The organism is Nocardiopsis sp. FR4 (genome assembly GCF_009830945.1).
Classification (GTDB): Bacteria; Actinomycetota; Actinomycetes; order Streptosporangiales; family Streptosporangiaceae; genus Nocardiopsis.
Window position 1 is genome coordinate 49,392 of record NZ_VWVV01000025.1, and the last position, 26,049, is coordinate 75,440.

26 protein-coding genes are annotated in these 26,049 nt (G+C 72.3%); 16 read left to right on the plus strand and 10 right to left on the minus strand.

All coding sequences use genetic code 11. From position 1 onward, the window contains the following. Positions 1-2: 2 nt before the first annotated feature. The gene (locus tag FYW95_RS20455; RefSeq protein ID WP_159943903.1) at positions 3-902 is read left to right on the plus strand and encodes a transketolase family protein; all 900 of its coding nucleotides are present in this window, start codon (positions 3-5) and stop codon (positions 900-902) included. Between the two features lie 89 nt (positions 903-991). Here the strand turns inward: FYW95_RS20455 and FYW95_RS20460 are convergent, their stop codons facing one another. From FYW95_RS20460 to FYW95_RS20470, 3 genes are all read right to left on the minus strand, one after another. Then, positions 992-1,501: a hypothetical protein gene (locus tag FYW95_RS20460; RefSeq protein ID WP_159943902.1), complete on the minus strand. Its 510-nt coding sequence runs from the start codon at positions 1,499-1,501 to the stop codon at positions 992-994. A 244-nt stretch (positions 1,502-1,745) separates the two neighbouring features. Next, positions 1,746-2,252 carry a hypothetical protein gene (locus FYW95_RS20465; protein ID WP_159943901.1) on the minus strand — a complete coding sequence of 169 codons (507 nt, stop codon included), beginning with the start codon at positions 2,250-2,252 and terminating at the stop codon, positions 1,746-1,748. A 47-nt stretch (positions 2,253-2,299) separates the two neighbouring features. Then, a complete protein-coding gene (locus FYW95_RS20470) occupies positions 2,300-2,773 on the minus strand; it encodes a hypothetical protein (protein ID WP_159943900.1) in 474 nt (157 codons plus the stop codon). Positions 2,774-2,997: 224 nt separating this feature from the next. Between FYW95_RS20470 and FYW95_RS20475 the strand changes: the two genes are divergently transcribed. Further along, entirely contained in the window at positions 2,998-3,189 is a 192-nt protein-coding gene (locus FYW95_RS20475) for a hypothetical protein (RefSeq protein ID WP_159943899.1), read from the plus strand. Positions 3,190-3,238: 49 nt separating this feature from the next. Continuing rightward, positions 3,239-5,020 (plus strand): ABC-F family ATP-binding cassette domain-containing protein, encoded by a 1,782-nt coding sequence (locus FYW95_RS20480; protein ID WP_236567915.1) that lies wholly within the window; start codon positions 3,239-3,241, stop codon positions 5,018-5,020. Positions 5,021-5,055: 35 nt separating this feature from the next. On the opposite strand, the gene FYW95_RS20485 is transcribed toward FYW95_RS20480, so the two are convergent. Continuing rightward, positions 5,056-6,030, minus strand: a complete 975-nt coding sequence (locus tag FYW95_RS20485) for an SGNH/GDSL hydrolase family protein (protein ID WP_159943897.1) — start codon at positions 6,028-6,030, stop codon at positions 5,056-5,058. A 265-nt stretch (positions 6,031-6,295) separates the two neighbouring features. Here FYW95_RS20485 and FYW95_RS20490 point away from each other — a divergent pair, with 265 nt between their 5' ends. Next, the gene (locus tag FYW95_RS20490; protein ID WP_159943896.1) at positions 6,296-6,796 is read left to right on the plus strand and encodes a glutathione peroxidase; all 501 of its coding nucleotides are present in this window, start codon (positions 6,296-6,298) and stop codon (positions 6,794-6,796) included. 30 nt (positions 6,797-6,826) lie between these two features. Here FYW95_RS20490 and FYW95_RS20495 read toward each other — a convergent pair whose 3' ends face one another. The 4 genes from FYW95_RS20495 to FYW95_RS20510 form a co-directional block, all read right to left on the minus strand. Continuing rightward, positions 6,827-7,750: a GDSL-type esterase/lipase family protein gene (locus tag FYW95_RS20495; RefSeq protein ID WP_159943945.1), complete on the minus strand. Its 924-nt coding sequence runs from the start codon at positions 7,748-7,750 to the stop codon at positions 6,827-6,829. A gap of 94 nt (positions 7,751-7,844) precedes the next feature. Further along, positions 7,845-8,348, minus strand: coding sequence for a MarR family winged helix-turn-helix transcriptional regulator (locus FYW95_RS20500; RefSeq protein WP_159943895.1), 504 nt, complete (start codon positions 8,346-8,348; stop codon positions 7,845-7,847). Between the two features lie 83 nt (positions 8,349-8,431). Then, positions 8,432-9,088 (minus strand): TetR/AcrR family transcriptional regulator, encoded by a 657-nt coding sequence (locus FYW95_RS20505; RefSeq protein WP_201294957.1) that lies wholly within the window; start codon positions 9,086-9,088, stop codon positions 8,432-8,434. A 14-nt stretch (positions 9,089-9,102) separates the two neighbouring features. Further along, on the minus strand, positions 9,103-10,065 hold the full coding sequence (locus FYW95_RS20510; RefSeq protein WP_159943894.1) for an acyl-CoA desaturase: 963 nt from the start codon (positions 10,063-10,065) through the stop codon (positions 9,103-9,105). Between the two features lie 655 nt (positions 10,066-10,720). Here FYW95_RS20510 and glmU point away from each other — a divergent pair. The 4 genes from glmU (at position 10,721) to pth (ending at position 14,932) form a co-directional block, all read left to right on the plus strand. Beyond that, complete coding sequence (gene glmU / locus FYW95_RS20515) at positions 10,721-12,181, plus strand: bifunctional UDP-N-acetylglucosamine diphosphorylase/glucosamine-1-phosphate N-acetyltransferase GlmU (protein ID WP_159943893.1); 1,461 nt, start codon at positions 10,721-10,723, stop codon at positions 12,179-12,181. Between the two features lie 17 nt (positions 12,182-12,198). Continuing rightward, positions 12,199-13,167 carry a ribose-phosphate diphosphokinase gene (locus FYW95_RS20520; RefSeq protein ID WP_159943892.1) on the plus strand — a complete coding sequence of 323 codons (969 nt, stop codon included), beginning with the start codon at positions 12,199-12,201 and terminating at the stop codon, positions 13,165-13,167. Positions 13,168-13,565: 398 nt separating this feature from the next. Beyond that, complete coding sequence (locus FYW95_RS20525; protein ID WP_159943891.1) at positions 13,566-14,189, plus strand: 50S ribosomal protein L25/general stress protein Ctc; 624 nt, start codon at positions 13,566-13,568, stop codon at positions 14,187-14,189. A 95-nt stretch (positions 14,190-14,284) separates the two neighbouring features. Then, positions 14,285-14,932: an aminoacyl-tRNA hydrolase gene (gene pth / locus FYW95_RS20530; protein WP_159943890.1), complete on the plus strand. Its 648-nt coding sequence runs from the start codon at positions 14,285-14,287 to the stop codon at positions 14,930-14,932. Positions 14,933-15,029: 97 nt separating this feature from the next. Here the strand turns inward: pth and FYW95_RS20535 are convergent, their stop codons facing one another. After that, positions 15,030-16,169, minus strand: coding sequence for an endo-1,4-beta-xylanase (locus FYW95_RS20535; protein WP_159943889.1), 1,140 nt, complete (start codon positions 16,167-16,169; stop codon positions 15,030-15,032). Positions 16,170-16,332: 163 nt separating this feature from the next. On the opposite strand from FYW95_RS20535, the gene FYW95_RS20540 reads away from it, so the two are divergent. From FYW95_RS20540 to cysN, 7 genes are all read left to right on the plus strand, one after another. After that, positions 16,333-17,349 (plus strand): LacI family DNA-binding transcriptional regulator, encoded by a 1,017-nt coding sequence (locus tag FYW95_RS20540; protein ID WP_159943888.1) that lies wholly within the window; start codon positions 16,333-16,335, stop codon positions 17,347-17,349. A 127-nt stretch (positions 17,350-17,476) separates the two neighbouring features. Further along, entirely contained in the window at positions 17,477-18,235 is a 759-nt protein-coding gene (locus FYW95_RS20545) for a polysaccharide deacetylase family protein (protein WP_160050655.1), read from the plus strand. 20 nt (positions 18,236-18,255) lie between these two features. Further along, a complete protein-coding gene (locus tag FYW95_RS20550; RefSeq protein WP_160050656.1) occupies positions 18,256-19,572 on the plus strand; it encodes an SGNH/GDSL hydrolase family protein in 1,317 nt (438 codons plus the stop codon). Positions 19,573-20,101: 529 nt separating this feature from the next. Continuing rightward, entirely contained in the window at positions 20,102-21,484 is a 1,383-nt protein-coding gene (locus tag FYW95_RS20555) for a sugar transferase (protein ID WP_236567922.1), read from the plus strand. Between the two features lie 3 nt (positions 21,485-21,487). Next, positions 21,488-22,279 (plus strand): 3'(2'),5'-bisphosphate nucleotidase CysQ, encoded by a 792-nt coding sequence (locus FYW95_RS20560; protein WP_159943884.1) that lies wholly within the window; start codon positions 21,488-21,490, stop codon positions 22,277-22,279. Between the two features lie 47 nt (positions 22,280-22,326). Beyond that, entirely contained in the window at positions 22,327-23,259 is a 933-nt protein-coding gene (cysD, locus tag FYW95_RS20565; RefSeq protein ID WP_159943883.1) for a sulfate adenylyltransferase subunit CysD, read from the plus strand. Between the two features lie 107 nt (positions 23,260-23,366). Next, complete coding sequence (gene cysN, locus FYW95_RS20570) at positions 23,367-24,635, plus strand: sulfate adenylyltransferase subunit CysN (protein WP_159943882.1); 1,269 nt, start codon at positions 23,367-23,369, stop codon at positions 24,633-24,635. A gap of 179 nt (positions 24,636-24,814) precedes the next feature. Here the strand turns inward: cysN and FYW95_RS20575 are convergent, their stop codons facing one another. Continuing rightward, a complete protein-coding gene (locus FYW95_RS20575; RefSeq protein ID WP_160050658.1) occupies positions 24,815-25,006 on the minus strand; it encodes a hypothetical protein in 192 nt (63 codons plus the stop codon). Between the two features lie 144 nt (positions 25,007-25,150). Between FYW95_RS20575 and FYW95_RS20580 the strand changes: the two genes are divergently transcribed. Further along, entirely contained in the window at positions 25,151-26,041 is an 891-nt protein-coding gene (locus FYW95_RS20580) for a sulfotransferase (RefSeq protein ID WP_159943943.1), read from the plus strand. Positions 26,042-26,049: the final 8 nt, after the last annotated feature.

The following is a 26,049-nucleotide window of genomic DNA, read 5'->3' on the forward strand; positions in this document are numbered from 1 at the left end:
CCATGCGTGAGACCTTCGCCGCCACCGTCAGCCAGGCCATGGACGAGGACCCGCGGGTCGCCGTCGTGCTGGCCGTCATCTCCGCGGGGATGTTCCGCGCCGCCGCGGCCCGCCACCCGGGCCGGGTGATCGACGTGGGCATCCGCGAGCAGGCCGTGATCGGGGTAGCCGGGGGGCTGGCCCTGACCGGGATGCGGCCCGTCGTGCACACCTACGCGCCGTTCCTGGTGGAGCGGCCCTTCGAGCAGGTCAAGCTGGACCTGGCCCACCAGGGCGTGGGGGCGGTCCTGGTGAGCATCGGGGGCTCCTACGACGCCGCCGCGGAGGGGCGCACCCACCAGGCGCCCGGGGACGTGGCGCTGCTGGACACCCTGCCGGGGTGCGCGGTGTACGTGCCCGGCCACCCCGACGAGGCGCGCGAGGCGCTGCGGACCGCGATCGCCGGGGACGACCTCGTGTACGTGCGGCTGTCGGAGACCGCGAACCGGGTCGCGCTGCCCGTCACCGGGCGCCTCAGCGTGCTGCGGACGGGCTCGCCGCGCTCGGCCGGGGTGGTGCTGGCCGTGGGGCCGATGCTGGACCGGGTGCTGGAGGCCACCTCCGACCTGGACGTGACCGTGGCCTACACCGCCTCCGTGCGGCCCTTCGACCGCGAGGGGCTGAGCGCCCTGGTCGGTGCGGCGGGCAACGCGGACGTGCTCGTGGTGGAGCCGTACCTGCGGGGGACCTCCGCGCACGAGGTGGCCGCGGCGCTGGCCGACCGCCGCCACCGGCAGCTGGGGCTGGGCGTGGCCCGGGACCGGGAGGTGCGGGCCTACGGGACTCCGGCCGACCACGCGCGGGCGCACGGACTGGACACCGAGGGAATCGCCAAGGCCGCCAGGGACTTCTTCCTGGTGTAGGGGAGGACGCGCCCGGGACCTCGCGTGGTGCGGCCCCGGGCCTCCCCCCGGTGGGCGCCGCCGGGACGCCCCGGCGGCGCCCGCGCGGCTCAGCAGCGGTAGGTCGTGCCGTCGGCGGCCTTCCCCCAGTTGCAGACGCTGATGCTGCCCGTGGAGGTGTTGTCGTCCGGGCTGCCGGGCTTCTTCAGCCGCAGGTCCGGGTTGCGGGCGCCGCCGTCGTTGGGCAGGACGTGTCGGCCGTAGCCCCGGTAGACGTGGTGCCTGCCCTGGCTGTCCCGGCGGTTGGTGCCGCTCCCGGTGTGCACGTAGGCGACGGCCCCCGCCGGGAGGTTGTAGGCGGGCAGGGCCCGTCCGTAGGTGTTGGACGTGATGTCGGGGACGTAGCCCTGGGTGTTGACGGTCCTGGTGGTGACGTTGCGGATGATGAAGTACTCGCCGTTGAGGTTGACCTGCCTGTTGTCCTTGACGTCGGCGCCGGAGGCGTTGGGCCGCACGTGGGTGACCATCAGGGCCCCGGTGGTGGAGGCCGCCTGGGCGGGGGCCGGAACGAGCAGGGCGGCGAGGAACACGGAGGCCAGGAGGGCGCGCGTGGAGCGCATGGCTCCCCTTTCGGGATCGCATCGGCGTCCTGCGATGCGAGCCCCGGGAAGGGCTCGGAAGCGGGGGTGTCGCGGACGGGGCACAACAGTAGCCTCATAGCGCCGCGAAAACCGCAGAATCGGGCAAGAGCCGCCCATCATGACAAGTCTTTCTGGCGGGCGGCCCCGGTGCGCGTCCGGCCGGGGAGGCGCGGGCGCCGGGGCCGCGGGCCCGGAGGCCGCCGAGGGCGGCCTCCGGAGGGGGTCAGCCGCAGTTGCCCCACGCGTCGCGGCCCCCGTGGCCCCACTCGCCGTCCCGGGTCCGCACGTTGCCGTAGAAGGCGACGCACCTGCCGCTCGTGTAGCGCGAGACGGCCGCGTAGTGGGCGTACTCGTCCTTGTCCCAGTAGGCGGTCTCACCGCCGGAGGTCTGGACGTAGAGGATCGCCTCCGTCTGCGTCGAGGTCCCGTGGCTGGAGGAGCCCTTGAGCGTGACCACGCAGTTCTCGCCGTAGGTACCGCTCCACAGCAGGTACACCGTGCCGACCTGGGTGCTGTTGTACCCCCCGCTGCCGAAGAGCCGGACGGCGCGGCTGTCGAGGACGCTGTAGCCGCCGCTGGACCAGCCGCAGCCCCCCGACGCGGCGGCGATCGACCCCAGGTCGGAGGAGGTGTGGGCCGACGCGGGGGAGACGGTGGCGGTCAGGGCCGCCAGGGCCAGGACCAGGGTCAGGGCGGCTTGTCTGATCTTGTGCGCGGGGGCGGTCTTCACGGGGTTTTCCTGTTCGGTGGAAGGGCGGGGGAGACGGTCGGAGGAGGTCATCCGCCGCAGAACCCGTAGGCCTCGCGGCCGCCTCCGGCGAACCCGCCGGTCGGGTGCTGGATGCTGCCGACGAAGGACACGCAGCGGTCGCGGGCGTAGGCGGACACGGCCGCGAAGTGGGAGTAGTGGTCCGCGTCGGTGTAGGTGCCCCTGCCCTGGACGTCGAGGATGGCCTGGGTGTAGTGGGGGGAGCCGTGGGTTCCCGACCCCTTGAGCGTGACCACGCAGTTGTGGCCGTTGGCGCCGTTCCACAGGAGGTAGACCCTGCCGACCGTGGTTCCGCCGGAGGTGCGGACGGGCTGGGAGTCCAGGACGCTGTGGCCGCCGCTGGTCCACCCGCACCCGTCGGAGGAGAAGGCGATCGACCCCAGGTCGGAGGAGGTGTGGGCCGAGGCCGGGGAGACGGCCGCGCACCACGCGGCCGTTGACAGCAGCAGAGCAGCCGCGGAGCGTCTGATGGCGTTGTACAAGGGGTTTCCCTTCGGGGAGGGGACGGGGAGGCCCGGGAGGACCGGCAGGCGTGTGCCGGCCACCGTCCGGTGCCGGACAGATGCTGCCCCGGCGCCCTGTAGCGGCCCTGTCCGTTTCCTTTCGCCGCTGCTCGGAGCCCGGCCCCGGGAGCGGCGCGCTCCGGCGGGCCCCGATGGCCCCGAACCGCGTGTGCGTCCGGACACGGACGGCTACGGTGACCCCCATGACCACTCAGCGGAACCTCGCGGCGCGCCATCCCGACGTCCGTTTCGTCCGTCTGGTGCCCGGTGAGCACGGGCACGGCGCCATCTGGAAGATCTTCCCCAAGGGCGCGGACAGCCCCGTCATGTACGCCCGCACCGACGAGGAGGCCGAGCGGTACGCCCGGACCGTCGGCGGGCTGCCGCGGTCCTGAGGCCGGGAACGGTTCGCGCACCACGGCACTGCGGCGACAATGGATGACGATGAATCTGGTGAATCTTCAGGACGTGTCCCTGGCCTACGGGCCGCTCGTGCTCCTCGACAAGGTGTCGCTCGGCGTCGAGGAGGGCGAACGCATCGGCGTCGTCGGCCGCAACGGCGGCGGCAAGTCGACTCTGATCTCCGTGCTCTCCGGCATCACCGAGCCCGACTCCGGCCGGGTCGTGCACAACCGCGGGCTGCGCGTCGGCTTCCTGCACCAGCGCGACACCTTCCCCGACACCAGCGTCGGGGAGTTCGTCCTGGGCGACCGCGCCGAGCACGAGTGGGCGGGCGACGCCCGCATCCGCGACGTCCTGCGCGGCCTGCTCGGCGGCTGGGACCTGGACAGCCCCATGAGCGGCCTCTCCGGCGGGGAGCGCCGCCGCTCCGGCCTGGCCCGGCTGCTGATCGGCGACCACGACCTGATCGTCCTGGACGAGCCCACCAACCACCTGGACATCGAGGGCATCGCCTGGCTCGCCGAGCACCTGCGCGCCCGCTCCGAGGCGCTCGTGGTCGTCACCCACGACCGCTGGTTCCTGGACGCCGTCACCACCCGCACCTGGGAGGTCGGGCGCGGTGCCGTCGAGCGCTACGAGGGCGGTTACGCCGCCTACGTCCTGGCCAAGGCCGAGCGCGAGCGCCAGGCCGCCGCGGCCGAGGAGCGCCGCCAGAACCTCATGCGCAAGGAGCTGGCCTGGCTGCGCCGCGGCGCCCCGGCCCGCACCTCCAAGCCCAAGTTCCGGATCGAGGCGGCCAACCAGCTCATCGCCGACGAGCCGCCGCCCCGGGACACCGTCGAACTCGTCAAGTTCGCCAGCTCGCGGCTCGGCAAGACCGTCATCGACCTCAAGAACGTGACGGTCTCCGTCCCCGACCGGGTCCTGCTCGACCACCTCACCTGGCAGCTGGGCCCCGGCGACCGGGTCGGCCTGGTCGGCGTGAACGGCGCGGGCAAGTCCACCCTGCTCAAGGTCCTCGCCCACGAGCGCGAGCCCGACGAGGGCAGCGTGCGCACCGGCCGGACGGTCAGACTCGCCCACCTGTCCCAGAACATCGCCGAGCTGGACCCCACCGCCCGCCCCCTCCAGGCGGTCATGGACGTGCGCGAGCACGTCACCATCGGCAAGCGCGACTACACCGCCAGCCAGATGCTGGAGCGGTTCGGCTTCCGAGGCGAGCGCCAGTGGACCCCGATCGGCGACCTGTCCGGCGGCGAGCGCCGACGCCTCCAGCTGCTGCGCCTGCTCATGGACGAGCCCAACGTGCTGCTGCTGGACGAGCCCACCAACGACCTGGACATCGAGACCCTCACCGAGCTGGAGGACCTCCTCGACGGCTGGCCCGGGTCCCTGGTCCTGGTCAGCCACGACCGCTACTTCCTGGAGCGCATCACCGACCGCGTGCTCGCCCTGATGGGTGACGGAAGCCTGGCGTTCCTGCCCGGCGGCGTGGACGAGTACCTGGAGCGCCGCGTGCGGAGCCTGGGCGAGGCCACCGTGCCGCTGGGCGCCTCCGAGGCGGCCGCTGCCGAGGCGGCGCCGGAGGAACGGCCCGCCGTCTCGGCGGCCGAGCGGCGTGCCGCCCAGAAGGAGATGCAGCGGGTCGAGCGGCGCATGGACCGTATCACCAGGCGCGAGACGGAACTGCACGAGCTCATGGCCGCCGCCGCGGACGACTACGCCAGGCTCGCCGAACTCGACGCCGAGGCCAAGGCCCTCGCCGCCGAGCGCGAGGGCTTGGAGGAGGTCTGGCTGGAGCAGGCCGAGATCGCCGGGGACTGATCCCCGGGGGCGGGCGCGGCCCGCCCCCGGTCCGGTCAGCGCACCCGCTCGGCGAAGACGCCGGCGATCCGGCGCGCGCCCTCCTCGTTGGGGTGGATGTCCGGCCCCCGGTCGCCGTCGCACATCCACGTGAGGTCGCAGATCCGCTGGAGGTTGACGGGCATTCCCGTGTCGCTGCCCTCGGGGACCTCCCCGTTGGCCGGCTCGAAGACGGTGTCCACGTCGGCCACCTCGATCCCCTCGGCCTCGTAGGCCTTGGTGAGCGTCGCGTTGACCTCGGTCAGGATCTCCACCGCCTCCTCGGCGAGCCCGCCCCGGGCCTCGGACTCGGGGAAGACCTCCTCGGCCTCCTCCGCGGAGGCCGCCGCCTGCCGCCCGGCGTCCTCGTCCAGGAGCAGGAAGGCCAGGTAGGGGTTGTAGTAGGTCATGCCGACGATCTGGGTGCCGGGTCCGGCGGCCTCGCGCAGCCGCTCGGCGATCACCGGGGTCTCCTCCCTCAGCCGCCGCAGGCCCTCGGCCACGCACGCGGAGTCGATGTCGACGTCCTGGGAGGTGGGCGCCCTGCCCTCGGGGGAGTTCACGCCCTTGACGCAGCGGGTGAAGTTGTTCGCGCCGATGGTGAGGGTCACCAGGCCGACGTCGTTCTCGGCGAGGAAGGATTCGGCCGCCTCCAGCTGGGAGGCGCCGCCGTAGCGCTCCTCGCAGTCCGCCAGGCCGCCCTCCAGGAACGTGGTGGTGTCCTCGCCGCCGCACCCCATCCGCTCGTGCCGCAGCCCGGGGCGGTCCTCGCGCAGGCTCTCGTACAGGAAGTCGGTGTACCCCTGGGAGGTCTCCCGGGGCTCGCCGTCCTCGTCGGGCTGCACGCCCACGGTCAGCGAGTCGCCCAGCGACAGGTAGTACTCACGTCCGGAGTCCGGGGCGTCCCCGGAACCCTGTGCCTCTCCGCCCTCCCCCGCGCAGCCCGCGGCCAGCGCGGTCGCCGCCACCGCGGCCGCCCACCGCAACCTCATCTGTCCCCTCCCGCCGGATCCGGATACCGGTGCCGTGCGCCGGCGCCCCTCCGCGGGGGTACGGGAGGGCGTCCGGGCAACGCTCCCAGCCCTGCCCGTTCGCGGGCGGGGGAAACGGGGGCGGGCCGGGCGGAGCCCGGCGGGGGAGCGGGGCCGGGGTGTCGGATCCTGTTCCCGGGGGAGGACTCCGGCCGCGGCGGTCCGGGCTCCGAATACGTCGTGACACGCCGCGCGCCGGCATCCCGAGAAGGCAGGAAGTGCAGAGATGACCGTCCTGGACCTGGACAGTGTTCCCCTGACGATGATCGACGGGCGGGAGACCACCTTCGGCGAGTGGTCCGGCAGGGTGCGGCTGGTGGTCAACGTCGCCTCGCGCTGCGGCTACACGCCGCAGTACGAGCGGTTGGAGCGGCTCCAGAAGCGGTACGGCGACCGGGGCCTCACCGTCCTGGGCGTGCCCACCAACCAGTTCCTCCAGGAGTTCGGCAGCGAGGAGAGGATCGCCGAGTACTGCTCCCTGACCTGGGGGGTGACCTTTCCCATGACGGGCAGGGTCAAAGTCAACGGCGGGAGCCGCCACCCCCTCTACGCGGAGCTCACCACCGTCCCCGACGCCGGGGGCAGGGCCGGGCGGGTGCGGTGGAACTTCGAGAAGTTCCTCGTCCTGCCCGACGGCACCACCCACCGCTTCCGCACGTCCACGGAGCCCGACGACCCCGCGATCACCGCGCTCATCGAGGAGGCGCTCCCCGTCGCGGAGGGGTGAGCCGGGACCCGCGGGACCGCCGCCCTCCGGTCAGCGCACCTGGTCGGCGAAGACCCCGGCGATCTCCCGCGCCCCGGCCGCGTTGGTGTGGATGTCCGGCCCCCGGGTGAGGTCGCACATCCACGTCAGGGCGCAGACCCTCTGCACGTTCACCGGCGTCCCCGTCCCGCTGTCGGCGGGGACCTGGTCGTTGGCCGGCTCGAAGACGGCGTCCACGTCGGCCACGTCGATCCCCGCCGCGGAGTAGGCGGCCACGAGCGACTCGTTGAGCTGGGTGAGGACCTCCGCCGACCGCGCCGCCAGGGCGGCGCCGCCGGTCGGCTCGGCGCCGGTCCCCCCGGAGCCCTCCCCGGCGGCCTCCTCGGCGGGGCCGCCCTCCAGCAGCAGGAGCGCCAGGAAGGGGTTGTAGTAGGTCATGCCGACGATCTGGGTGTCGGGTCCGGCGGCCTCGCGCAGCCGCTCGGCGATCACCGGGACCTCCGCTCCGAGCCGGTCCAGGCCGTCGGCCACGCACCCCTCGTCGATCCCGGCCCCGCCGCCGGCCGCCCCCGTCACGCACCGGGTGAAGTTGTTCCCGCCGATGGTGAGGGTCACCAGCTCCACCGCGCCCTCGTGCTCGGCCAGGAAGGCCTCGGCCGCCTCCAGCTGGGAGGCGCCGTCGTAGCGCTCCTCGCACCGGGGGAGCCCGCCCTCCAGGAACGTGGTGGTGTCCTCGCCCCCGCACCCCATCCGCTCGTGCCGCAGCGTGGAGTCGGAGTCGTACAGGGTGCGGTAGAGGACGTCGGTGTAGCCCTCGGAGGTCTCCCGGGGCTCGCCGTTCTCGTCGGGCTGCACGCCCACGGTCAGCGAGTCGCCCAGGGACAGGTAGTAGCTGGGCGCGGCCGGCGCCTCCCGATCCCCGCCGCTGTCGCCGCCGCAGCCCGAGGCCAGTACGGTCACGGCCGCCGCGGCCATCCACCTCTTCACGCGTGATCTCCCGCCAGTGCCCGGAGAATGTGGTTCGCGCCCGGACGCGGTCCCGGGACGTGTGACCGCTCGGCAGCCAGCCTCACGGACCCTCCGGGCCCCTGTCGAGGGGTGCCAGGAGGCATCTCAGTAACGATGCCAGCCTCTCCCGGTCACCGTCGGCCATCGGGGCCAGGAGGCTCTCCTCGTAGCTCACGAGCGAGGCCAGGGCCGCGTCGATGCGTTCGGTGCCCTGCTCGGTGAGCCGGACCAGCACGCCGCGCTTGTCGGCGGGGTCGGGGCGCCGCCGCACGAGTCCGGCCGCGGCCAGCCGGTCCACCCGGTTGGTCATCGTCCCCGAGGTCACCAGCGTGGCGCGCAGGAGCCGCCCGGGGCTCAGCTCGTACGGCGGTCCGGAGCGGCGCAGCTCGGCCAGCACGTCGAACTCCCAGGGCTCCAGGGAGTGCTCGGTGAAGACCGTGCGCCGGGCGCGGTCCAGGTGGCGTGCGAGCCGGGACACCCGGCTGAACACCTCCAGCGGCGTCACGTCCACATCCGGGCGTTCGGCGCGCCACGCCTCGATCAGCCCATCCACCTCATCACGCATGGGGACAGCTTATCTCTTGACATCAAGATAGTGGGGCGGGTATGCCGTGCACACCCGCCCCACGCGTCAACGGACGCCGGAAGTCAGCCGGACCCGCGCCTGCGGGGCCGCAGCCTGGGCCTGGGCTCCAGGCTCGACAGCCCGTTCCAGGCCAGGTTGACCAGGTGCGCCGCGACCACCTCGCGCTTGGGTCTGCGCACCTCCAGCCACCACTGGCCGGTGAGCGCCCACATGCCCACCAGGGCCTGGGAGTACATGGGCGCCAACGCCGGGTCGTAACCGTGCTCGGTGAACTCGTCCACCATGATGTGCTCGACCTGGCTGGCGATGTCGTTGATCAGACTGGCGAAACTCCCCGTGCCGGAGGCCACGTGCGAGTCCCGGGTCAGCACCCGGAACCCCACCGTGTTCTCCTCCACGTACCGCAGCAGGGCCAGGGCCGCGTTCTCGATCTTGCTCCGTGCACCGTCGGCGGTCAGGGCCTCGCCCATCATGCCCAGGAGGGTGCGCATCTCCCGGTCGACCACGACCGCGTAGATGCCCTCCTTGCCGCCGAAGTGCTCATAGACCACGGGTTTGGACACACCGGCCCGTGCGGCGATCTCCTCAACGGAGGTCGCGTCGAACCCGCGTTCGGCGAACAGCTCCCGGCCGATCTCCACAAGCTGTTGCCGACGCTCCTTGCCCGTCATGCGCTTGCGGCGCACACGGACTTTCTGATCACTGTCGGCTGCTCCCATGATGAGTAGTGATCCTAGGGGCTGACCCGCTTGGCGGCGAGTCGCTCGTTGTTGGGCCAGCGGACCTTGGTGGCCCAGCCGAGCTTCTCGAAGGCCCAGATCACCCGGGCCGAGATGTCGATCTGGCCCTTGAGGACGCCGTGGCGCGCGCAGGTGGGGTCGGCGTGGTGCAGGTTGTGCCAGGACTCGCCGAAGGACGGGATGGCCAGCCACCACACGTTGCGGGAGCGGTCGCGGACCTCGAAGTTCTCCTCGCCGATGGTGTGGCAGATGGAGTTGATCGACCAGGTGACGTGGTGCAGCAGGGCCACGCGGATCAGGCTCGCCCAGAAGAAGGCCGTGAACGCGCCCCACCAGGACATGGTCACCAGGCCGCCGATGAGGGCCGGAGCGCCCAGGGAGAAGATCACCAGCGGCAGGAACAGCTTGTCGACCAGGACGACGTCCTTGTCCTTGAGCAGGTCCGGGGCGAAGCGGCGCGGCGAGGTCTTCTTGTCGTCCAGGTACATCCACGCCATGTGCGCGTAGTACAGGCCCTTGGCCACCGACTTCCAGTCGTCGCCGAAGCGCCACGGCGAGTGCGGGTCGCCCTCGGCGTCGGCGTACTTGTGGTGGCGGCGGTGGTCGGCCACCCACTTGATGACGCTGCCCTCGATGGCCAGGGAGCCCGCGACGGCGAGCGCGATGCGCAGCGGGCGGTTGGCCTTGAAGGAGCCGTGCGTGAAGTGGCGGTGGAAGCCGACGGTGATGCCGAGGCCGCTGATCACGTAGAAGACCGTGGCGATGGCGATGTCGGTGAGGGTCAGGCCCCAGCCCCAGAAGAAGGGCACCGAGGCCAGCAGGGCGATCAGCGGCACGAACACGAAGGCGAAGACGGTGAAGCGCTCGGCCCTTCCGCGCAGTTCCGGCTCGTACTCGGGAATAGCCTCGCGTTTGGTCGCGGGATTCTTGGTCGGTAGCTCGGGAGCAGCGGTCATGATCATCCTCAATCCTCAGGCCGTCAGGCAAGGTCGTCGAGGTCAGGACGGCCTCCGACGGCACGGGTACACCCGTCGCGACTACCCAACCTATTCCTACGTAACCGTAACCTACGAACCCGTAGGTTTGGCAAGCCCGGTGCGGGAGGCGCTATCTTGGTTTGGCGTACGGATGGGACACGGTCCAACCCGACGCGTTCCCGGATGATGTAATCGGCAGCATGTGGGGTTTTGGTCCCCATCGTCCAGGTTCGAGCCCTGGTCCGGGAGCTTCTTCCTACCCGCTACCCGCTACCCGCGCGCGAGAGCGGTATCCATCCGCGCTGCGGCAGGCCGCTCCTTCCGAGCGGGCGGCGCCCGCCTCCGGGAACCCGTGCCCCTACCCGCGGGGGCGGTGTCCGAACCCGCGCGCGCGGGACGCGGTGCATCTCACACCCGCCCCCTCAGCCGCGTGCCCCACACGGATCGCGCAGGCGCGACGCGGCGCCGAATGCTTACCGCGACGTCACGCGCCCGTAGGCCCCAGGTGACGCGCATGTATCCTTCCCCTGTCGGCCGCTGGTCATCCGACGGCCGCCCGTGCGGCATGCGGGTCGCGCCGCCGAAAGGGTGAGCCGACACTTCAGTCACCAGCTATCACGAGGGGCCTCCTTCTGTGAGCGTGAACCGTCCGGCTGCCGTCATCGTCCTCGCGGCGGGCGAGGGCACCCGAATGAAGTCGAAGCTTCCCAAGGTCCTCCACGAGCTCAACGGGCGCAGCATGCTCGGCCACGTGCTCGCGGCGGCGCGGGAACTCGACCCCCAACACTCGGTCGTGGTCGTCGGCCATGCCCGCGACCAGGTCAGAGCGCACCTGGAGGAGATCGCCCCCGAGGCCGTCACCGCGGTCCAGGAGGAGCAGAACGGCACCGGGCACGCCGTCCGCATGGCGATCGAGGACCTGGCCGCCCGGGGCACCACCCTCCGCGGAACCGTGGTCCTCACCTGCGGTGACACCCCCCTGCTGCGCGGCTCCACCCTCGCCGAGCTCGTGGCCGCCCACGACAAGGAGGGCAACGCCGTCACGGTGCTCTCCGCGCGGGTGCCCGACCCCCACGGCTACGGCCGCATCGTGCGCGACCCCGACGGCGACTTCACCGCGATCGTCGAGCACGCCGACGCCACCCCCGAACAGCACGCGATCGACGAGATCAACTCGGGCATGTACGCCTTCGACGGCGCCCTGCTCTCCGAGGTCGTCCAGCGCCTGTCCACCGACAACGCCAAGGGCGAGGAGTACGTCACCGACGCGGTCGCGCTGCTGCGCGGCGACGGCCACCGCGTCGGCGCCTGGATCGCCGACGACTGGCACGAGGTCCAGGGCGTCAACAACCGCGTCCAGCTCTCCGAGGCCCGCCGCGTCCTCAACGACCGGCTCCTGACCGGGCACATGCTCGCCGGGGTCACCGTGGTCGATCCGGCCACCACCTGGGTGGACGCCCAGGTGACCATCGGCCGCGACGCCGTGCTCGAACCCGGCACCCGACTCCGGGGCGCCACCGTGGTCGGCGAGGACGCCGTGGTCGGCCCCCGCGCGGACCTGCGGGACACGGTCGTCGGCGAGGGCGCCACGGTGAGCGAGACCACCGCCGACCGGGCCGAGATCGGCCCCGGGGCGCACGTGGGCCCCTACACCTACCTGCGGCCGGGCACCCGCCTGGCCGACCGGACCAAGGCCGGTGCCTTCGTCGAGGTCAAGAACGCCAACGTCGGCACCGGGTCCAAGATCCCGCACCTGACCTACGTCGGGGACGCGGACATCGGCGTGGGCAGCAACATCGGCTGCTCCTCGGTGTTCGTCAACTACGACGGGGTCACCAAGTCCCGGAGCGTCATCGGCGACCACGTGCGGATCGGCAGCGACAACACCATCGTCGCCCCGGTCCGCGTGGGCGACGGCGCCTACTCCGGGGCGGGGACCGTGGTCCGGGACGACGTGCCGCCCGGCGCGCTGGCCGTCTCCGAGGGACACCGGCAGCGCAACGTGGAGGGCTGGACCCGGCGCAAGCGCCCGGGGACTCCCTCCGCCGAGGCGGCGGAGAAAGCCGACCGGCACAGAGCCGACGACAAGCAGTGACTGTGGGGGAGAAACACGTGACCGGGATGAAGGCCACCGGCCAGAAGAACCTGATGCTCTTCTCGGGGCGCACGCACCCGAGCCTGGCCGAGGAGGTCGCGAAGGAACTGGGGATCGACGTGGTCCCCACCCGGTTCGACACCTTCGCCAACGGTGAGATCTTCGTCCGCTACCTGGAGTCGGTGCGCGGCTCGGACGCCTTCGTGATCCAGTGCCACGCGGACCCGATCAACGAGGCCATCATGGAGCAGCTGATCATGGTGGACGCGCTCAAGCGGGCCTCGGCCAAGCGCATCACCGTGGTCACGCCGTTCTTCGGGTACGCCCGCCAGGACAAGAAGCACCGCGGCCGCGAGCCCATCTCGGCCCGCCTGATGACCGACCTGTTCCGCACCGCGGGCGCGGACCGCATGATGGCGGTGGACCTGCACACCGACCAGATCCAGGGCTTCTTCGACGGTCCGGTGGACCACCTGTTCGCCCTGCCGATCCTGGCCGACCACATCGCCAACCGGGTCGACCTCTCCGACATCACCGTGGTCTCCCCGGACGCGGGCCGCGTGCGCACCGCCGACCGCTGGGCCGACCGCCTGGGCGCCCCGCTGGCCATCATCCACAAGCGCCGCGACCCGGACGTGGCCAACCAGGTGCGGGTGCACGAGGTCGTCGGTGAGGTCAGGGGCCGCACCTGCGTGCTGGTCGACGACATGATCGACACCGGCGGCACCATCGTCAAGGCCTCCGAGGCGCTGTTCGAGCAGGGCGCGGCCAAGGTCGTGGTGGCCGCCACACACGGTGTGCTGTCCGGTCCGGCGGCCGAGCGCCTGCAGAGCTCCCGCATCTCCGAGGTGGTCATCACCAACTCGCTGCCCGTTCCCGGGGAGCGCTCCTTCGACAAGCTCACCCAGCTGTCGATCGCCCCGCTGGTGGCCCGCGCCATCAGCGAGGTCTTCACCGACGGTTCGGTGACGAGCCTCTTCGAGTAGGCCCGCCCGCGGGCGTCGTGGCCCGGGTCCGTGGAAGCGGATCCGGGCCGCACGCGCGTACCGGGACGTTCCGGACGTCCGTTCGGAGTGTCCGGAACCCCGCCGCGGGCACGGGACGTGTTCGGAGTCGTCGGCGGAAGCAGTAGACTTGGCCGAGTGTCCCCGTGCCCAGGCGGAGCCGAACACGGCTGCGCGTGGAAGCTCGGGCAGGGGTGCGCGACGAGCGTTCCCGGGTCGGGCGGGTCCGGTGGCGGCTCGCCGGGCACGCCTGGAACCAGGGCGGTCGCGTCCCCAACCCGTGGGGAGACCCCGCCGCATTCTCCGCCGAGGGCGGGAATCGTTCGTACTACTGGAGTCGTGTTCCCCGTGCTGCGGGGTTGAACCCGAGGAGTTTTGTCGTGTCCGAGGTACGTATCGCTGCCGAGCCCCGCACGGAATTCGGCAAGGGCGCCTCTCGTCGCGCCCGCCGCGCGGGTAAGGTGCCGGCCGTCCTCTACGGCCACGGCACCGAGCCCCGTCACCTGAACCTGCCGGGCCACGAGCTCATGCTCGCCCTGAAGACCCCCAACGTCCTGATCCGTCTGGAGGGTCTGGACAAGGACAACCTGGCCCTGCCCAAGAGCGTCCAGCGCGACGCCATCAAGGGCTTCCTGGAGCACGTCGACCTGCTGGTCGTCTCCAAGGGCGAGAAGGTCGAGGTCGAGATCCCGGTGCACCTGACCGGTGAGGTCAAGGCGCCCGGCGTGCTCACCCAGGAGCTCGTCACCGTGGCCGCCGAGACCGAGGCCACCCACATCCCCGAGAGCGTGGAGTTCGACGTCGAGGGCCTGGAGGTGGGCGACACCAAGACCGCCGCCGACCTCACCCTGCCCCCCGGCACCACCCTGGCCACCGACCCCGAGACCATCCTGCTGACCGTCTCCGCGCCGCGCGTGGCCGAGGAGGAGGCGACGGAGGAGGAGGTCCCGGCCGAGGGCCAGTCCACCGCCGAGAAGATCGAGGCCGAGTCCGCCTCCGAGTAGGACGGCGCGCGGTTCGCGCGCCCGAGACGACGCGCGGTCCCCGACGGGGCCGCGCGTTCGTCGTGCCGGGGGCGGCCTCGGTAGGGTCGTGCCCCATGGGGAACTGGTGGAGCCGACTGTTCGGCGGCGCGGGCGGGGCCGGCGCCGGGGGCGGGAAGAACGAGGACATGACCGAGACGGAGCGCTGGCTCGTCGTGGGACTGGGCAACCCCGGCCCCAAGTACGCCGGGAACAGGCACAACGCCGGTTTCATGGTGGTGGAGGCGCTCGCCGGGGGCGAGCGCTGGAAGGCGCACAAGGCGCACGCCGAGGTGGTGGAGACCCGTCTGGGCGGGGTCTCGGCGGTGCTGGCCAAGCCCCGCAGCTTCATGAACCTGTCGGGCGGCCCGGTGTCCGGGCTGGCCCGCTTCTACAAGGTGCCGGTGGAGCGGATCGTCGTGGTGCACGACGAGCTGGACATCGACTACGGCGCGCTCAAGCTCAAGAGGGGCGGCGGCTCGGGCGGGCACAACGGCCTCAAGTCGCTGACCGCGTCGCTCTCCAGCCCCGACTACGTCCGGGTGCGCTTCGGGGTGGGCCGTCCGCCGGGCCGGATGGATCCGGCCGCGTACGTGCTCAAGGACTTCTCCTCCACCGAGCGCGCCGAACTCGACCTCAACGTGGAGCGGGCCGCCGACGCGGTCCGTACGGTCCTCAGCGAGGGCCTGGGCCGCGCGCAGAACATCTTCCACACCGCCGCCTGAGCCGTCCGGCGGGCGGGGGCTCACAGCGGGGCGGGGGTCGCCCCGACACGGCCGGGCCCGCCGGCGGAACGACCGCCGACGGGCCTGGTGGGCGCGGCTACCTCCCCCAGCGGGCCTCCAGCAGGGTGGACCGCAGGGCGAAGTAGGCGGGCTTGGGCCGGAACCGCTCGTCCATGACGTTGGCCGAGCCCTCACCCTCGAAGAACACGGGCACCCACGAGTACTTGTCGGTGAAGCCCCAGATGGTGAAGGAGTCGCAGCCCTCCACGGCCAGGCACGCCGAGAGCGCCCGCTCGTAGTAGTCGGCCTGCTGCTCCAGCTGCTCGGCGGTCGGCCGCCCGCTCTCGGGCAGCCGCATGCGCACGTCCACCTCGGTCAGGGCGGTGCCCAGGCCCAGGTCGTCGAAGCGCTGGAGGTTCTGCTCCAGGCTGCCGGGGAAACCGTACTGCGTGCTCAGGTGCACCTGCGCGGAGAACCCGTGCACGGGCACCCCCTCGGCGAGCAGGTCCTGGATCAGGGCGTAGTAGGCGTCGCTCTTGGCGTTGACGTCCTCCACGCCGTAGTCGTTGAAGTACAGCTCCGCCGACGGGTCGGCCTCGTGGGCCCAGCGGAAGGCGTCGGCGATGATCTCCGGGCCCAGCTCGCGGAGCCAGATGTTGTCCTCGGTGCGCAGCTGGCCGGACTCGTCGAAGATCTCGTTGGCCACGTCCCACTGGTCGATCCGGCCGGCGTAGCGCCCGGCGACGGTCGTGATGTGGTCGTGCAGGATCTCGCGCAGCTCCCCCTTGGAGAAGTCGCCCTCCTCCAGCCACTCGGGGTTCTGGCTGTGCCAGAGCAGGGTGTGCCCGCGCACGTCCTGGCCGTTGCGCTCGGCGAACTCCACGATGGCGTCGGCCATGCCGAAGTTGTACTCGTCCCGCTCGGGGTGGATGTACTCCCACTTCATCTGGTTCTCGGGGGAGACCGAGCTGAACTGGGCGGCCAGGATCCTGCGGTACTTCCTGTCCGAGGTGAAGGGGTCGGGGTAGTCCTGCTCCTCGTGGTGGCCGCCGCCCGCCACGGCGGTGCCGATGACGAAGCCCTCGGGGGCGGCCCAGCGCAGCGTTCCGGGCTTGGCGGGCTTGGAGTGCTGCGGGGGCTTGTGCGCCGGTGCGGGCGCGGCCGCCGCCGGGGCGGCGAGTGCGGCCGACAGGGCCGCAGCGGTGAGCGCGGCGGTGATCAGGCGGACCGGTCTCATGGGGGGAGCTCCACTTCTCGCGTGGACGGAACTTCCGGAAAATTCCGCAACCTGTGGGCAACGGACACTAGGGTGTTGACGTGCGACGCGTCAAGGTCGGGCCGTTCTTCCGGTGCAGTCCCGCCCCCGTGCTCGTACTCTGGGGAAGTCCAAGGGAGGATCAGTGGCCGACAGCCCGTCACGAGACGTCACCATCTCCGCGATCGCCGCCGAGGCAGGCGTGTCCGCGCCGACGGTCTCGCGCGTGCTCAACGGGCGGGGCGACGTCGCACCCGCCACGCGCGAGCGCATCGAGACCCTCATCCGGGAGCACGGATACCGGCGCCGGGGCAGCCGCGCCCGGGAGCGGATCGGCCTGCTCGACCTGGTCTTCAACGACCTGGACAGCCCCTGGGCGGTCGAGATCATCCGCGGCGTGGAGGACGCCGCGCACGCGCAGGGCACCGGCATCGTGGTCTCGGCCATCCACCGCCGGGCCAGCTCGGCCCGCCAGTGGCTGGAGAACGTCCGCTCGCGGGCCAGCGACGGCGCGATCCTGGTGACCACCGACCTGGACCCCAGCCTGCGGGCGGAGCTGCGGGAGCTGCACCTGCCCGCCGTGGTCGTCGACCCGGTCGGCGTCCCCGACCTGGCCACGCCCACGATCGGCGCCACCAACTGGGCCGGGGGCCTGAGCGCCACCGAGCACCTGATCCACCTCGGCCACCGGCGCATCGCCTTCGTCGCGGGCCGCCCCGAGCTGTGGTGCAGCCGCGCCAGGCTCGACGGCTACCGGGCGGGCCTGGAGACCGCGGGTCTGGCGGTGGACGACGCGCTGGTGGTGCCCGGGGAGTTCGGCTACGAGTCCGGCTTCCGCGCCGGGGAGCGGTTGTTCGACCTGGAGGAGCCGCCCACGGCCGTGTTCGCGGCCAGCGACCAGATGGCCCTGGGCGTCTACGAGGCGCTGCGCAGGCGCGGGCTGCGGGTGCCCGGGGACGTCAGCGTGGTGGGCTTCGACGACCTGCCCGAGGCGAGCTGGTCCTCGCCCTCGCTGACCACGGTGCGACAGCCGCTGTCCGACATGGGCAGGCTCGCCGTGCGCACCGTGCAGCGCCTCGTGCGGCGCGAGACGATCGAGAGCCCCCGGGTGGAGCTGGCCACCGAACTCGTGGTGCGGGACAGCACCGCGCCGCCGCCCTGACCCGGGCCCGGGCGGCCGCGGCGCCGCGATCCCCACGGACCCCCGTTGACACCGCGGCGCAGAGCTCCTTAGGCTGCCTTGACTTTCCGGAAACTTCCGGACTCATCCCCGGTCCCAGGAGGCCCGTGTGACGACCCCCCGCGTACACTCCCGAAGCCCCGGCCGCCTGCTCACCGCCCTGTGCGCCCTCGGGCTCGCCCTCGGCGTCGCGGCCCCCGCGCACGCCGTCACCCAGGACGGCCGGAACCCGGCCCGGCCGTCCCTGTCCTCGCCCTCCTCCGCCACCCCCGACATCGTCGAGTCCACCCGGCGGGGCGGACGGTCCGTGGCCCTGACCTTCGACGACGGGCCCGACCCCCGCAACACCCCCCGCCTGCTGGCCGTGCTGCGCGAGCACCGGGCCAGGGCCGTCTTCTGCCTGTGGGGCGACCACGTGCGCCAGCACCCCGGCCTCGTCCGGCGGATCGCGGCCGAGGGGCACACCCTGTGCAACCACACCATGCACCACGACGACATGGGCGACTGGTCGCCGGAGGAGGTCCGGGCCGACCTGCTGGAGACCAACGCGGCGATCCGCGAGGCGGTCCCGCACGCCCGGATCCCCTACTTCCGCGCTCCCTACGGCTCCTGGGGCCAGACCCCCGGGGTCGCCGCCGACCTCGGGATGCAGCCGCTGGGCTGGAGCCTGGTCGTCGAGGACTGGGCGCCGCCCGGCACCGACGAACTCGTCCGGCGCCTGGAGGAGGGCGTCGCGCCCCGCTCGGTGGTGCTCCTGCACGACGGCGGGGGCGACCGCGGCCAGACGGTCGAGGCGGTGGCCCGGGTCGTCCCGGCCCTGAAGGCCGACGGCTGGCACTTCACCCTGCCTGCCCGGCGCGGCAGGTAGCTGCGGACCGAGGAGACGACATGATCCCCACACCCGCCATGCGTCGCCGCTCCGCGGTCACCGCCGGGGCGCTGGCCCTGCTCACCGCGGGAGCCGCTCCCGGTACCGCCGCCGCGGCCTCCCGGCCCCCGGCGGCCCACGCGCCCGGGACGCGCTGGGTCGGCACCTGGGCCTGCGTGCCGACCGCGACCCCGCCCACGGCGACGCCGGTACTCCGCGACCAGACCGTCCGCCAGGTGGTCCGCGTCAGCGTCGGCGGCGACCAGGTGCGCCTGCGCCTGACCAACGAGTTCGGCGAGACGCCGCTGCGCGTCGGCGAGGTCCGGGTGGCCCTGCGCGCGGGCTCCGCGGGCACCGACATCAACCCCGCCACCGACCGCCCGGTCACCTTCGGCGGGAACGCCTCGGTGACCGTCCCGGCTGGGGCGCCGCTGCTCAGCGATCCGGTGCCGCTGCGGCTGCCCGCCCGCTCCGACCTTGTCGTGAGCCTCCACCTGCCCGACGAGACCCCCGTGACCACGCTGCACGCCTTCGCCTACCAGGAGAACGCGGTGGCCGCGGGCAACGTCACCGCCGACAGGGGCGTCGAGGCCACCGAGGCCCCCACCCAGTGGTACTTCCTGTCGGGGGTCAGCGTGCGCGCCCGCAGCAGGGCGGCCGACGCGGTCGTGGCCCTGGGCGACTCCATCACCAACGGCGCCGAGACCGAGGTCAACGCCAACCACCGGTGGCCCGACCTGCTGGCCGAGCGCCTGGCGCACACGGGGGTGCTCAACCTGGGCGTGGCGGGCAACCGGCTGCTGCACGACCCCAACCCGCCTGAGGGGAGCGGCGCGGAGGACTTCGCCGCCTTCTTCGGCCAGGGAGCGCTGCGCCGCTTCGACCGCGACGTGCTGGCCCAGCCGGGCGCGGCGCACGTCGTCGTCCTGCTCGGGGTGAACGACCTGGGCCACCCCGGCACGGCGGCGCCCGCCTCCGAGGCCGTCACGGCCGAGGAGGTCATCGGCGCCCACCGCCAACTGGTCGCCCGCGCGCACGCCGCGGGGCTGCGGATCCACGGCGGGACCATCCTGCCCTTCAGGGGCGACACCCTGGGCTTCTTCTCGGAGGAGAACGAGGCCAAGCGGCGGACGGTCAACGAGTGGATCCGCACCGGCGGGGAGTACGACTCGGTGATCGACTTCGACGCGGCGCTGCGCGACCCGGAGGACCCCCTGCGCCTGCGGCCCGACTACGACAGCGGTGACGGCCTGCACCCCAACGACGACGGTATGGCGGCCATGGCCCGGGCGGTGCCCGCCCGGCTGTTCCGTCCCCGAGCCGGGGGCCGCGGATAGCGGTGGCCCACGGGGGCGGCCAGCGCGGCCCGCTCGGGGGGCGTCTGCTCCGGGCCGCTGGCGGGAGGGGGCTGTGGGACGAGGTTTCGGTCAGACGATTTATCCAACAATCCGTGTCCGTAACAGATCACTGTTTTTCGGGCAGGCCCGATCTCGGCAGAGACACATTTTTGTGGTGACCGGGTCTTCTTGACCCGCAAACGTCAACGCTGCGCGACTTTTCCACTACTTTTGGTTACTGTTCATGTTGTCAGTCCATCTCCGTGCCCGAAGCGCGCGCCCCGCTCACGCACTCAGAGTCTGAGTCCCACGGCGCTGGTGGCGAGAAAAACGAAGGTGAGGCTTGTAGAGCCGTGGTCTTGGGGGATACGTGGTCACAACCAGCCGAGTGAAGACCGTCCGTGAAGAAACGGCGCAGATCCCCGCGGTCTCCGCCGCCGCCAGCCGGGTCGTCGGCGGCACCCGTCACGGCGGCCCCGGGTTCGCGGTACCGAGGACCGGAGCCTGGGTCCGCCCCTACGTCGCCAGCCTGGTCTGCCTCGACCTGGCCGCCGCGCTCACCGCGACCCTCACCGGCGCGGCCGCGCGCTTCCACTCCGCGCTCGGTGCGGCCACCACCCTCCCCTACCTGTACCTCTGCCTCCTGCTGCCCCCGGTGTGGGCCCTGTTCGTCTACCTCGGCGGCGGCTACGCCCGCCGCTTCCTCGGCGTGGGGACCGAGGAGTACCGGCGCGTGGCCACCGCCGGACTCGTGCTGGGCGTGACGGTGGCCGTCGGCGCCTACGCCGTCGGGTTCGACCTGGCGCGCGGCTACGCCCTCGTGGCCCTGCCGCTGGTCCCGCTGCTCAGCCTCGGGCTGCGCTACGCGCGCCGCAAGGCCCTGCACCGGCGCCGCCGCTCCGGCCTGTGCATGAGCGACGTCGTGGTCGTCGGCTACCGCGTGGCCGCGCGCGACCTCATCCGCCGCTTCCGGGGCGAGGCCTACCACGGCATGCGCGTCGTGGGCGTGTGCCTGCCCCACGCGGAGGCCGCGCCGGAGGAGGGCCCCGACGAGGTGGAGGGCTGCCCCGTCCTGGGCGCCTTCGCCGACGCCGCCGACGCCGCCGCCCTCGTGGGCGCCGACACCGTCGCGGTCCTGGCCTGCCCGGAGATGGGCGGGGCCGAGCTGCGCCGGCTGGCCTGGCGGCTGGAGAAGAGCGGCACCGACCTCATCGTCGCCTCCGCGCTCATGGACGTGGCCGGGCCGCGCACCTCCATCCGCCCGGTGGCCGGACTGCCCCTGCTGCACGTGGAGCACCCCGAGCTGGCGGGCGCGCGCCGCGTTCTCAAGGGGGCCTTCGACCGCTGCGCCGCCGCACTGGCGCTGGTCGCGCTGTCCCCGTTGTTCCTGGTGCTCTGGGTCCTGATCCGTCTGGAGGGCGGCGGACCCGCCCTCTTCACCCAGACACGCGTGGGGCGGGGTGGGAGCGAGTTCACCGTCTACAAGTTTCGTACGATGGTGGTCGGGGCCGAGGCGTTGAAGACGATGCTCCAGCCCCGCAACGAGCACGACGGTGTGCTGTTCAAGATGCGTCGCGATCCCAGGGTGACCCCCGTGGGGGCATGGCTGCGCCGCTACTCGCTCGACGAGCTTCCCCAGCTCGTCAACGTGGTACGTGGGGAGATGTCGCTCGTCGGACCCCGGCCCCCGCTTCCGGAGGAGGTCGCCCGGTACGGCGACGACGTCCGCCGCAGGCTCGTGGTCAAGCCGGGTATGACGGGCCTGTGGCAGGTCAGCGGCCGTTCCGATCTCTCCTGGGAGGAATCGGTCCGTCTCGATCTGCGGTACGTGGAAAACTGGTCGCTGACGTTGGACATCCAGATCCTGTGGAAGACGTGGTCAGCGGTGATCCGTGGGGCGGGAGCATACTAGCCGGTGAAGAACATCCGAAACGATCATGAGGTGGCCCGCGACCTGGCGAACGAGGCGGGGCAGCTGCTGCTGCGCCTGCGCGCCCGGCACGGCTTCGACGAGCCCGACGTGCTGCGCACCCTGGGCGACCGCACCTCCCACGAGTTCCTGTTCTCCTCCCTGGGGCGGCTGCGGCCCAGCGACGCGGTGCTCTCGGAGGAGGGGGCCGACGATCCCTCGCGGCTGAAGGCGCGGCGGGTCTGGATCATCGACCCGCTCGACGGCACCCGGGAGTTCGCCGAGGCCGGGCGCACCGACTGGGCGGTGCACGTGGCCCTGTGGGAGAACGGCGACCTGGTCGCGGGCGCGGTCGCGCTGCCCGCGCAGGGCAGCACGCTCTCCACGGTCGACCCGCCCTGGCTGCCGGAGGAGCGCCCCTCGGGGCAGCGGCTGCGCATCACCGCGAGCCGGACCCGGCCGCCCGCCTTCGTCCAGCGCATGGCCACCCAGCTCGGCGCCGAGGTGGTTCCGATGGGCTCGGCGGGCGCCAAGATCTGCGCCGTGCTGCTCGGCATCGCCGACATCTACGTGCACGCGGGCGGGCAGTACGAGTGGGACAGCGCCGCCCCCGTGGCGGTGGCCCGGGCCGCTGGCCTGCACACCTCCCGGATCGACGGCGCCGACCTGCGTTACAACCAGGCCGACCCGCTCCTCCCGGATGTCCTTGTATGCCGACCGGAATTGTCGGGTATGTTGTTGGCAAGCATCCGCGACGGCGCGGACCTGGACAGCGCGGGTCCGCACACGGGGGGCTGACCGAACTCCCCCGCCGTCGGCCCTGTCGGTACTACGAAGGCGGGTTCATGGGTCAGGCGAGTCAACAGGCCCCCGGACGCTACCAGCTCTCCCAGCTGGACGTCCTGGAGGCCGAGGCGATCTTCATCATGCGCGAGGTGGCCGCGGAGTTCGAGCGGCCGGTGCTGCTCTTCTCCGGGGGCAAGGACTCCATCGTCATGCTCCGCCTCGCCGAGAAGGCGTTCTGGCCCGGTGCCATCCCGTTCCCGGTCATGCACGTGGACACCGGCCACAACTTCCCCGAGGTCATCGAGTTCCGCGACCGCCGCGTCGCCGAGGCGGGCGTCCGCCTGGTCGTGGCCTCGGTGCAGGAGCAGATCGACGCGGGCAAGGTCACCGAGCCGACCGGCCGCTGGGCCAGCCGCAACCGCCTGCAGACCGCCGCCCTGCTGGAGGCCATCGAGGAGCACGGGTTCGACGCGGCCTTCGGCGGTGCCCGCCGCGACGAGGAGAAGGCCCGCGCCAAGGAGCGGGTCTTCTCCTTCCGCGACGAGTTCGGCCAGTGGGACCCCAAGAACCAGCGCCCCGAGCTGTGGAGCGTGTTCAACACCCGCATCGAGCGGGGGGAGCACATCCGGGTCTTCCCGATCTCCAACTGGACCGAGCTGGACGTGTGGGCCTACATCAAGCGCGAGCGCCTGGAGCTGCCCTCCATCTACTTCGCCCACGAGCGCGAGGTCTTCGAGCGCGACGGCATCCTGCTCGCCAACTCGCCCATCATCAACCGGGACGAGACCGAGGTCCCCTTCACCGAGACCGTCCGCTACCGCACGGTGGGCGACCTGACCTGCACCGGAGCGGTCAAGTCCACGGCGGTGGAGATCGACGACATCATCACCGAGATCGCCGCGACCCGGGTCACCGAGCGCGGACAGACGCGGGCCGACGACCGCACGAGCGAGGCCGCCATGGAGGACCGCAAGCGCGAGGGCTACTTCTAGCCGCCGCCCCGCGGCCACCGCTCCCGCACCGCCCCGCGCCCGCGGGGCACCGGCGCCCCAGCCCGCGCACCCGCCCGAGGACCCACTCCACATTGGACCAGGTAAGCATGAGCAACGACATCCTGCGGTTCGCGACGGCGGGCTCCGTCGACGACGGCAAGAGCACTCTGATCGGCCGACTGCTGTTCGACTCCAAGTCGATCTTCGAGGACCAGCTCGACGCCGTGGAGCGCACCAGCGTCGCGCGCGGCGAGGAGCAGACCAACCTGGCGCTGCTCACCGACGGCCTGCGCGCCGAGCGCGAGCAGGGCATCACCATCGACGTGGCGTACCGCTACTTCGCCACGCCCAAGCGCACCTTCATCATCGCCGACACCCCCGGGCACATCCAGTACACCCGGAACATGGTCACCGGCGCCTCCACCTCTGACCTCGCGATCATCCTGGTGGACGCCCGCAAGGGCCTGCAGGAGCAGAGCCGGCGGCACGCCTTCCTCACCACCCTGCTCCAGGTGCCGCACCTGGTGCTGGCGGTCAACAAGATGGACCTGGTGGACTACTCCCAGGACCGCTTCGAGGAGATCAAGGCCGAGTTCACCGACTTCGCCGCCAAGCTCGACGCGCGCGACCTGACCTTCGTGCCGATCTCGGCCCTGCACGGCGACAACGTGGTGAGCCGCTCGGAGAACATGCCCTGGTACAGCGGGCCCTCCCTGCTGCACCACCTGGAGAACGTGCACATCGCCTCCGACCGCAACCTGATCGACGCGCGCTTCCCCGTGCAGTACGTGATCCGGCCGCACAAGTCGGCCGACCCCGAACTGCACGACTACCGCGGCTACGCGGGCCAGCTCGCGGGCGGCGTCCTCAAGCCGGGTGACGAGGTCGTCCACCTGCCCTCCGGGCTGGGCACGCGGATCGCCAAGGTCCTCACCGCGGACGGAGAGGTGGCCGAGGCCTACTCGCCGATGTCGGTCACCCTCCTGCTGGAGGACGAGATCGACATCTCCCGGGGCGACATGATCTGCCGTCCCCACAACACCCCGGCGGCCACCCAGGACCTGGAGGCGATGGTCTGCTGGATGACGGACGCGCGCAAGCTCACGCCGCGCTCCAAGCTCCTCATCAAGCACACCACCCGCACCGCCAAGGTCATGGTCAAGGACCTGCGGTACCGCCTGGACGTCAACACGCTCCACCGCGACGAGCAGGCCGACCACCTGGCGCTGAACGAGATAGGCCGGGTGCGCCTGCGCGCCACCCAGCCCCTGTTCGTGGACGAGTACGTCAAGAACCGCCAGACGGGCGGGTTCATCCTCATCGACGAGTCCACCAACGCCACGGTCGGCGCGGGGATGGTCGTCAAGACCGACTGACCGGCACACCCCGGCCGCGGCCGGGGAGCCGGCCCCCTCCGCGCCACCGGCGACGCCGCCGCGGGCGACGCCTGGTTCGTCGTCCTGGAGGACACGCTCGGCACGGCCTCGGCGACCCCGGCCTCGCTCGGCATCGCCGAGGACCGGGTCGACCACGTCTACGAGGAGGCCCTGCGCGGCTACTCGGCCGACCTCGGCGAGGCCGAGGCGCGCGAGCCGAGCACCAGGGACGGCGTCGCCCGCGTCGAGCGGGTCGGCACCGCCCGCACCGCGCTCGCCTGGGGCCTGGACCGCATCGACCGGGCGGGCCCGGCCTCGCCGACCCTGGACACGGCCGTCAACGGGCTGGCCGCCTCCGGCGTCTCGGGCATCCCCGCTCGTTCGCGGCGCCGGCCCCCTCTCCGCGTCCTCGCGGAACATGCCCTACGGATTGTGACGTTGCGGCTTTGCGTCATGACCGAAAGTAATAGCCTGGTCGTGTGGATGACGGTTATCGACTGGTGTTCGTCGGCGGCATGGGCCGCTCCGGCTCGACCCTGATCGAGCGGCTCCTCGGCGAGCTGCCCGGGTTCTGCTCCGTCGGCGAGACGGTGCACCTGTGGCGGCGCGGTCTGGTGGAGGACGAGCGGTGCGGCTGCGGCCAGCCCTTCTCCGACTGCGGCTTCTGGGCCGACGTGGGCAAGGAGGCCTTCGGCGGCTGGCACCGCCTGGACGCCGCGCAGGTCCTGCGGCTCAAGGACGGCGTCGACCGCACCCGCTTCCTCCCGGTGCTGCTCAACGGGGCGCGCGAGGGCCTGCTGGCCTCCCGGTGCGAGCGCTACACCGAGCTCTACCACCGCCTGTACTCGGCGGTGTCCCTGGTCAGCGGGGCGCACGTGATCGTCGACGCCAGCAAGCACGCCTCCCTGGCCGCGTGCCTGCGCTGGCGCTACGGTGCCCGGATGCGCCTGCTGCACGTGGTGCGCGACCCGCGCGCGGTGGCCCACTCCTGGGCCCGGCGGGTGGCCCGCCCGGACGCCTCCCCGCTCAGCAGCGAACCGGAGATGGCCCGCTACTCGGCGGGCCGGGCCGCGGTGCACTGGATGGCGCAGAACGCCTGCCTGGACGCCTTGGCCGAGCGCGGCACCCCGACCCTGCGGGTGCGCTACGAGGACTTCGTCGCCGACCCGGACGGGGAGTTCGCCCGCATCGCCGAGTTCGCCGGGTACACGGCCCTCCCCCCGGACGTGACGGGGGGAGGGCTGGAGCTGTCCCCGGGACACGCCGTCTCGGGGAACCCGATGCGGTTCACCGACGGGCCGGTCGGGGTGCGCGCCGACCACGGGTGGCACGAGGCGATGCCCCCCTGGCGCCGACGCCTGGTGGCCGCCGTGACCACGCCGTCCCGGAGGCGTTACGGCTACTGAAGGCCGCT

Bases quoted from the DNA above. Each gene is read 5' to 3' on its own strand.
- cysD (WP_159943883.1), top strand. From the start codon at position 22,327: ATGGGTCAGGCGAGTCAACAGGCCCCCGGACGCTACCAGCTCTCCCAG.
- FYW95_RS20495 (WP_159943945.1), bottom strand. From the start codon at position 7,750: ATGGCCGCGGCGGCCGTGACCGTACTGGCCTCGGGCTGCGGCGGCGAC.
- FYW95_RS20475 (WP_159943899.1), top strand. From the start codon at position 2,998: ATGACCACTCAGCGGAACCTCGCGGCGCGCCATCCCGACGTCCGTTTC.
- FYW95_RS20500 (WP_159943895.1), bottom strand. From the start codon at position 8,348: ATGCGTGATGAGGTGGATGGGCTGATCGAGGCGTGGCGCGCCGAACGC.
- FYW95_RS20535 (WP_159943889.1), bottom strand. From the start codon at position 16,169: ATGAGACCGGTCCGCCTGATCACCGCCGCGCTCACCGCTGCGGCCCTG.
- FYW95_RS20550 (WP_160050656.1), top strand. From the start codon at position 18,256: ATGATCCCCACACCCGCCATGCGTCGCCGCTCCGCGGTCACCGCCGGG.
- pth (WP_159943890.1), top strand. From the start codon at position 14,285: ATGGGGAACTGGTGGAGCCGACTGTTCGGCGGCGCGGGCGGGGCCGGC.
- FYW95_RS20505 (WP_201294957.1), bottom strand. From the start codon at position 9,088: ATGGGAGCAGCCGACAGTGATCAGAAAGTCCGTGTGCGCCGCAAGCGC.
- cysN (WP_159943882.1), top strand. From the start codon at position 23,367: ATGAGCAACGACATCCTGCGGTTCGCGACGGCGGGCTCCGTCGACGAC.
- FYW95_RS20455 (WP_159943903.1), top strand. From the start codon at position 3: ATGCGTGAGACCTTCGCCGCCACCGTCAGCCAGGCCATGGACGAGGAC.
- FYW95_RS20575 (WP_160050658.1), bottom strand. From the start codon at position 25,006: ATGCCCGAGACGCCGGAGGCGGCCAGCCCGTTGACGGCCGTGTCCAGG.
- FYW95_RS20490 (WP_159943896.1), top strand. From the start codon at position 6,296: ATGACCGTCCTGGACCTGGACAGTGTTCCCCTGACGATGATCGACGGG.
- FYW95_RS20485 (WP_159943897.1), bottom strand. From the start codon at position 6,030: ATGAGGTTGCGGTGGGCGGCCGCGGTGGCGGCGACCGCGCTGGCCGCG.
- FYW95_RS20580 (WP_159943943.1), top strand. From the start codon at position 25,151: ATGGGCCGCTCCGGCTCGACCCTGATCGAGCGGCTCCTCGGCGAGCTG.
- FYW95_RS20460 (WP_159943902.1), bottom strand. From the start codon at position 1,501: ATGCGCTCCACGCGCGCCCTCCTGGCCTCCGTGTTCCTCGCCGCCCTG.
- FYW95_RS20480 (WP_236567915.1), top strand. From the start codon at position 3,239: ATGAATCTGGTGAATCTTCAGGACGTGTCCCTGGCCTACGGGCCGCTC.
- FYW95_RS20510 (WP_159943894.1), bottom strand. From the start codon at position 10,065: ATGACCGCTGCTCCCGAGCTACCGACCAAGAATCCCGCGACCAAACGC.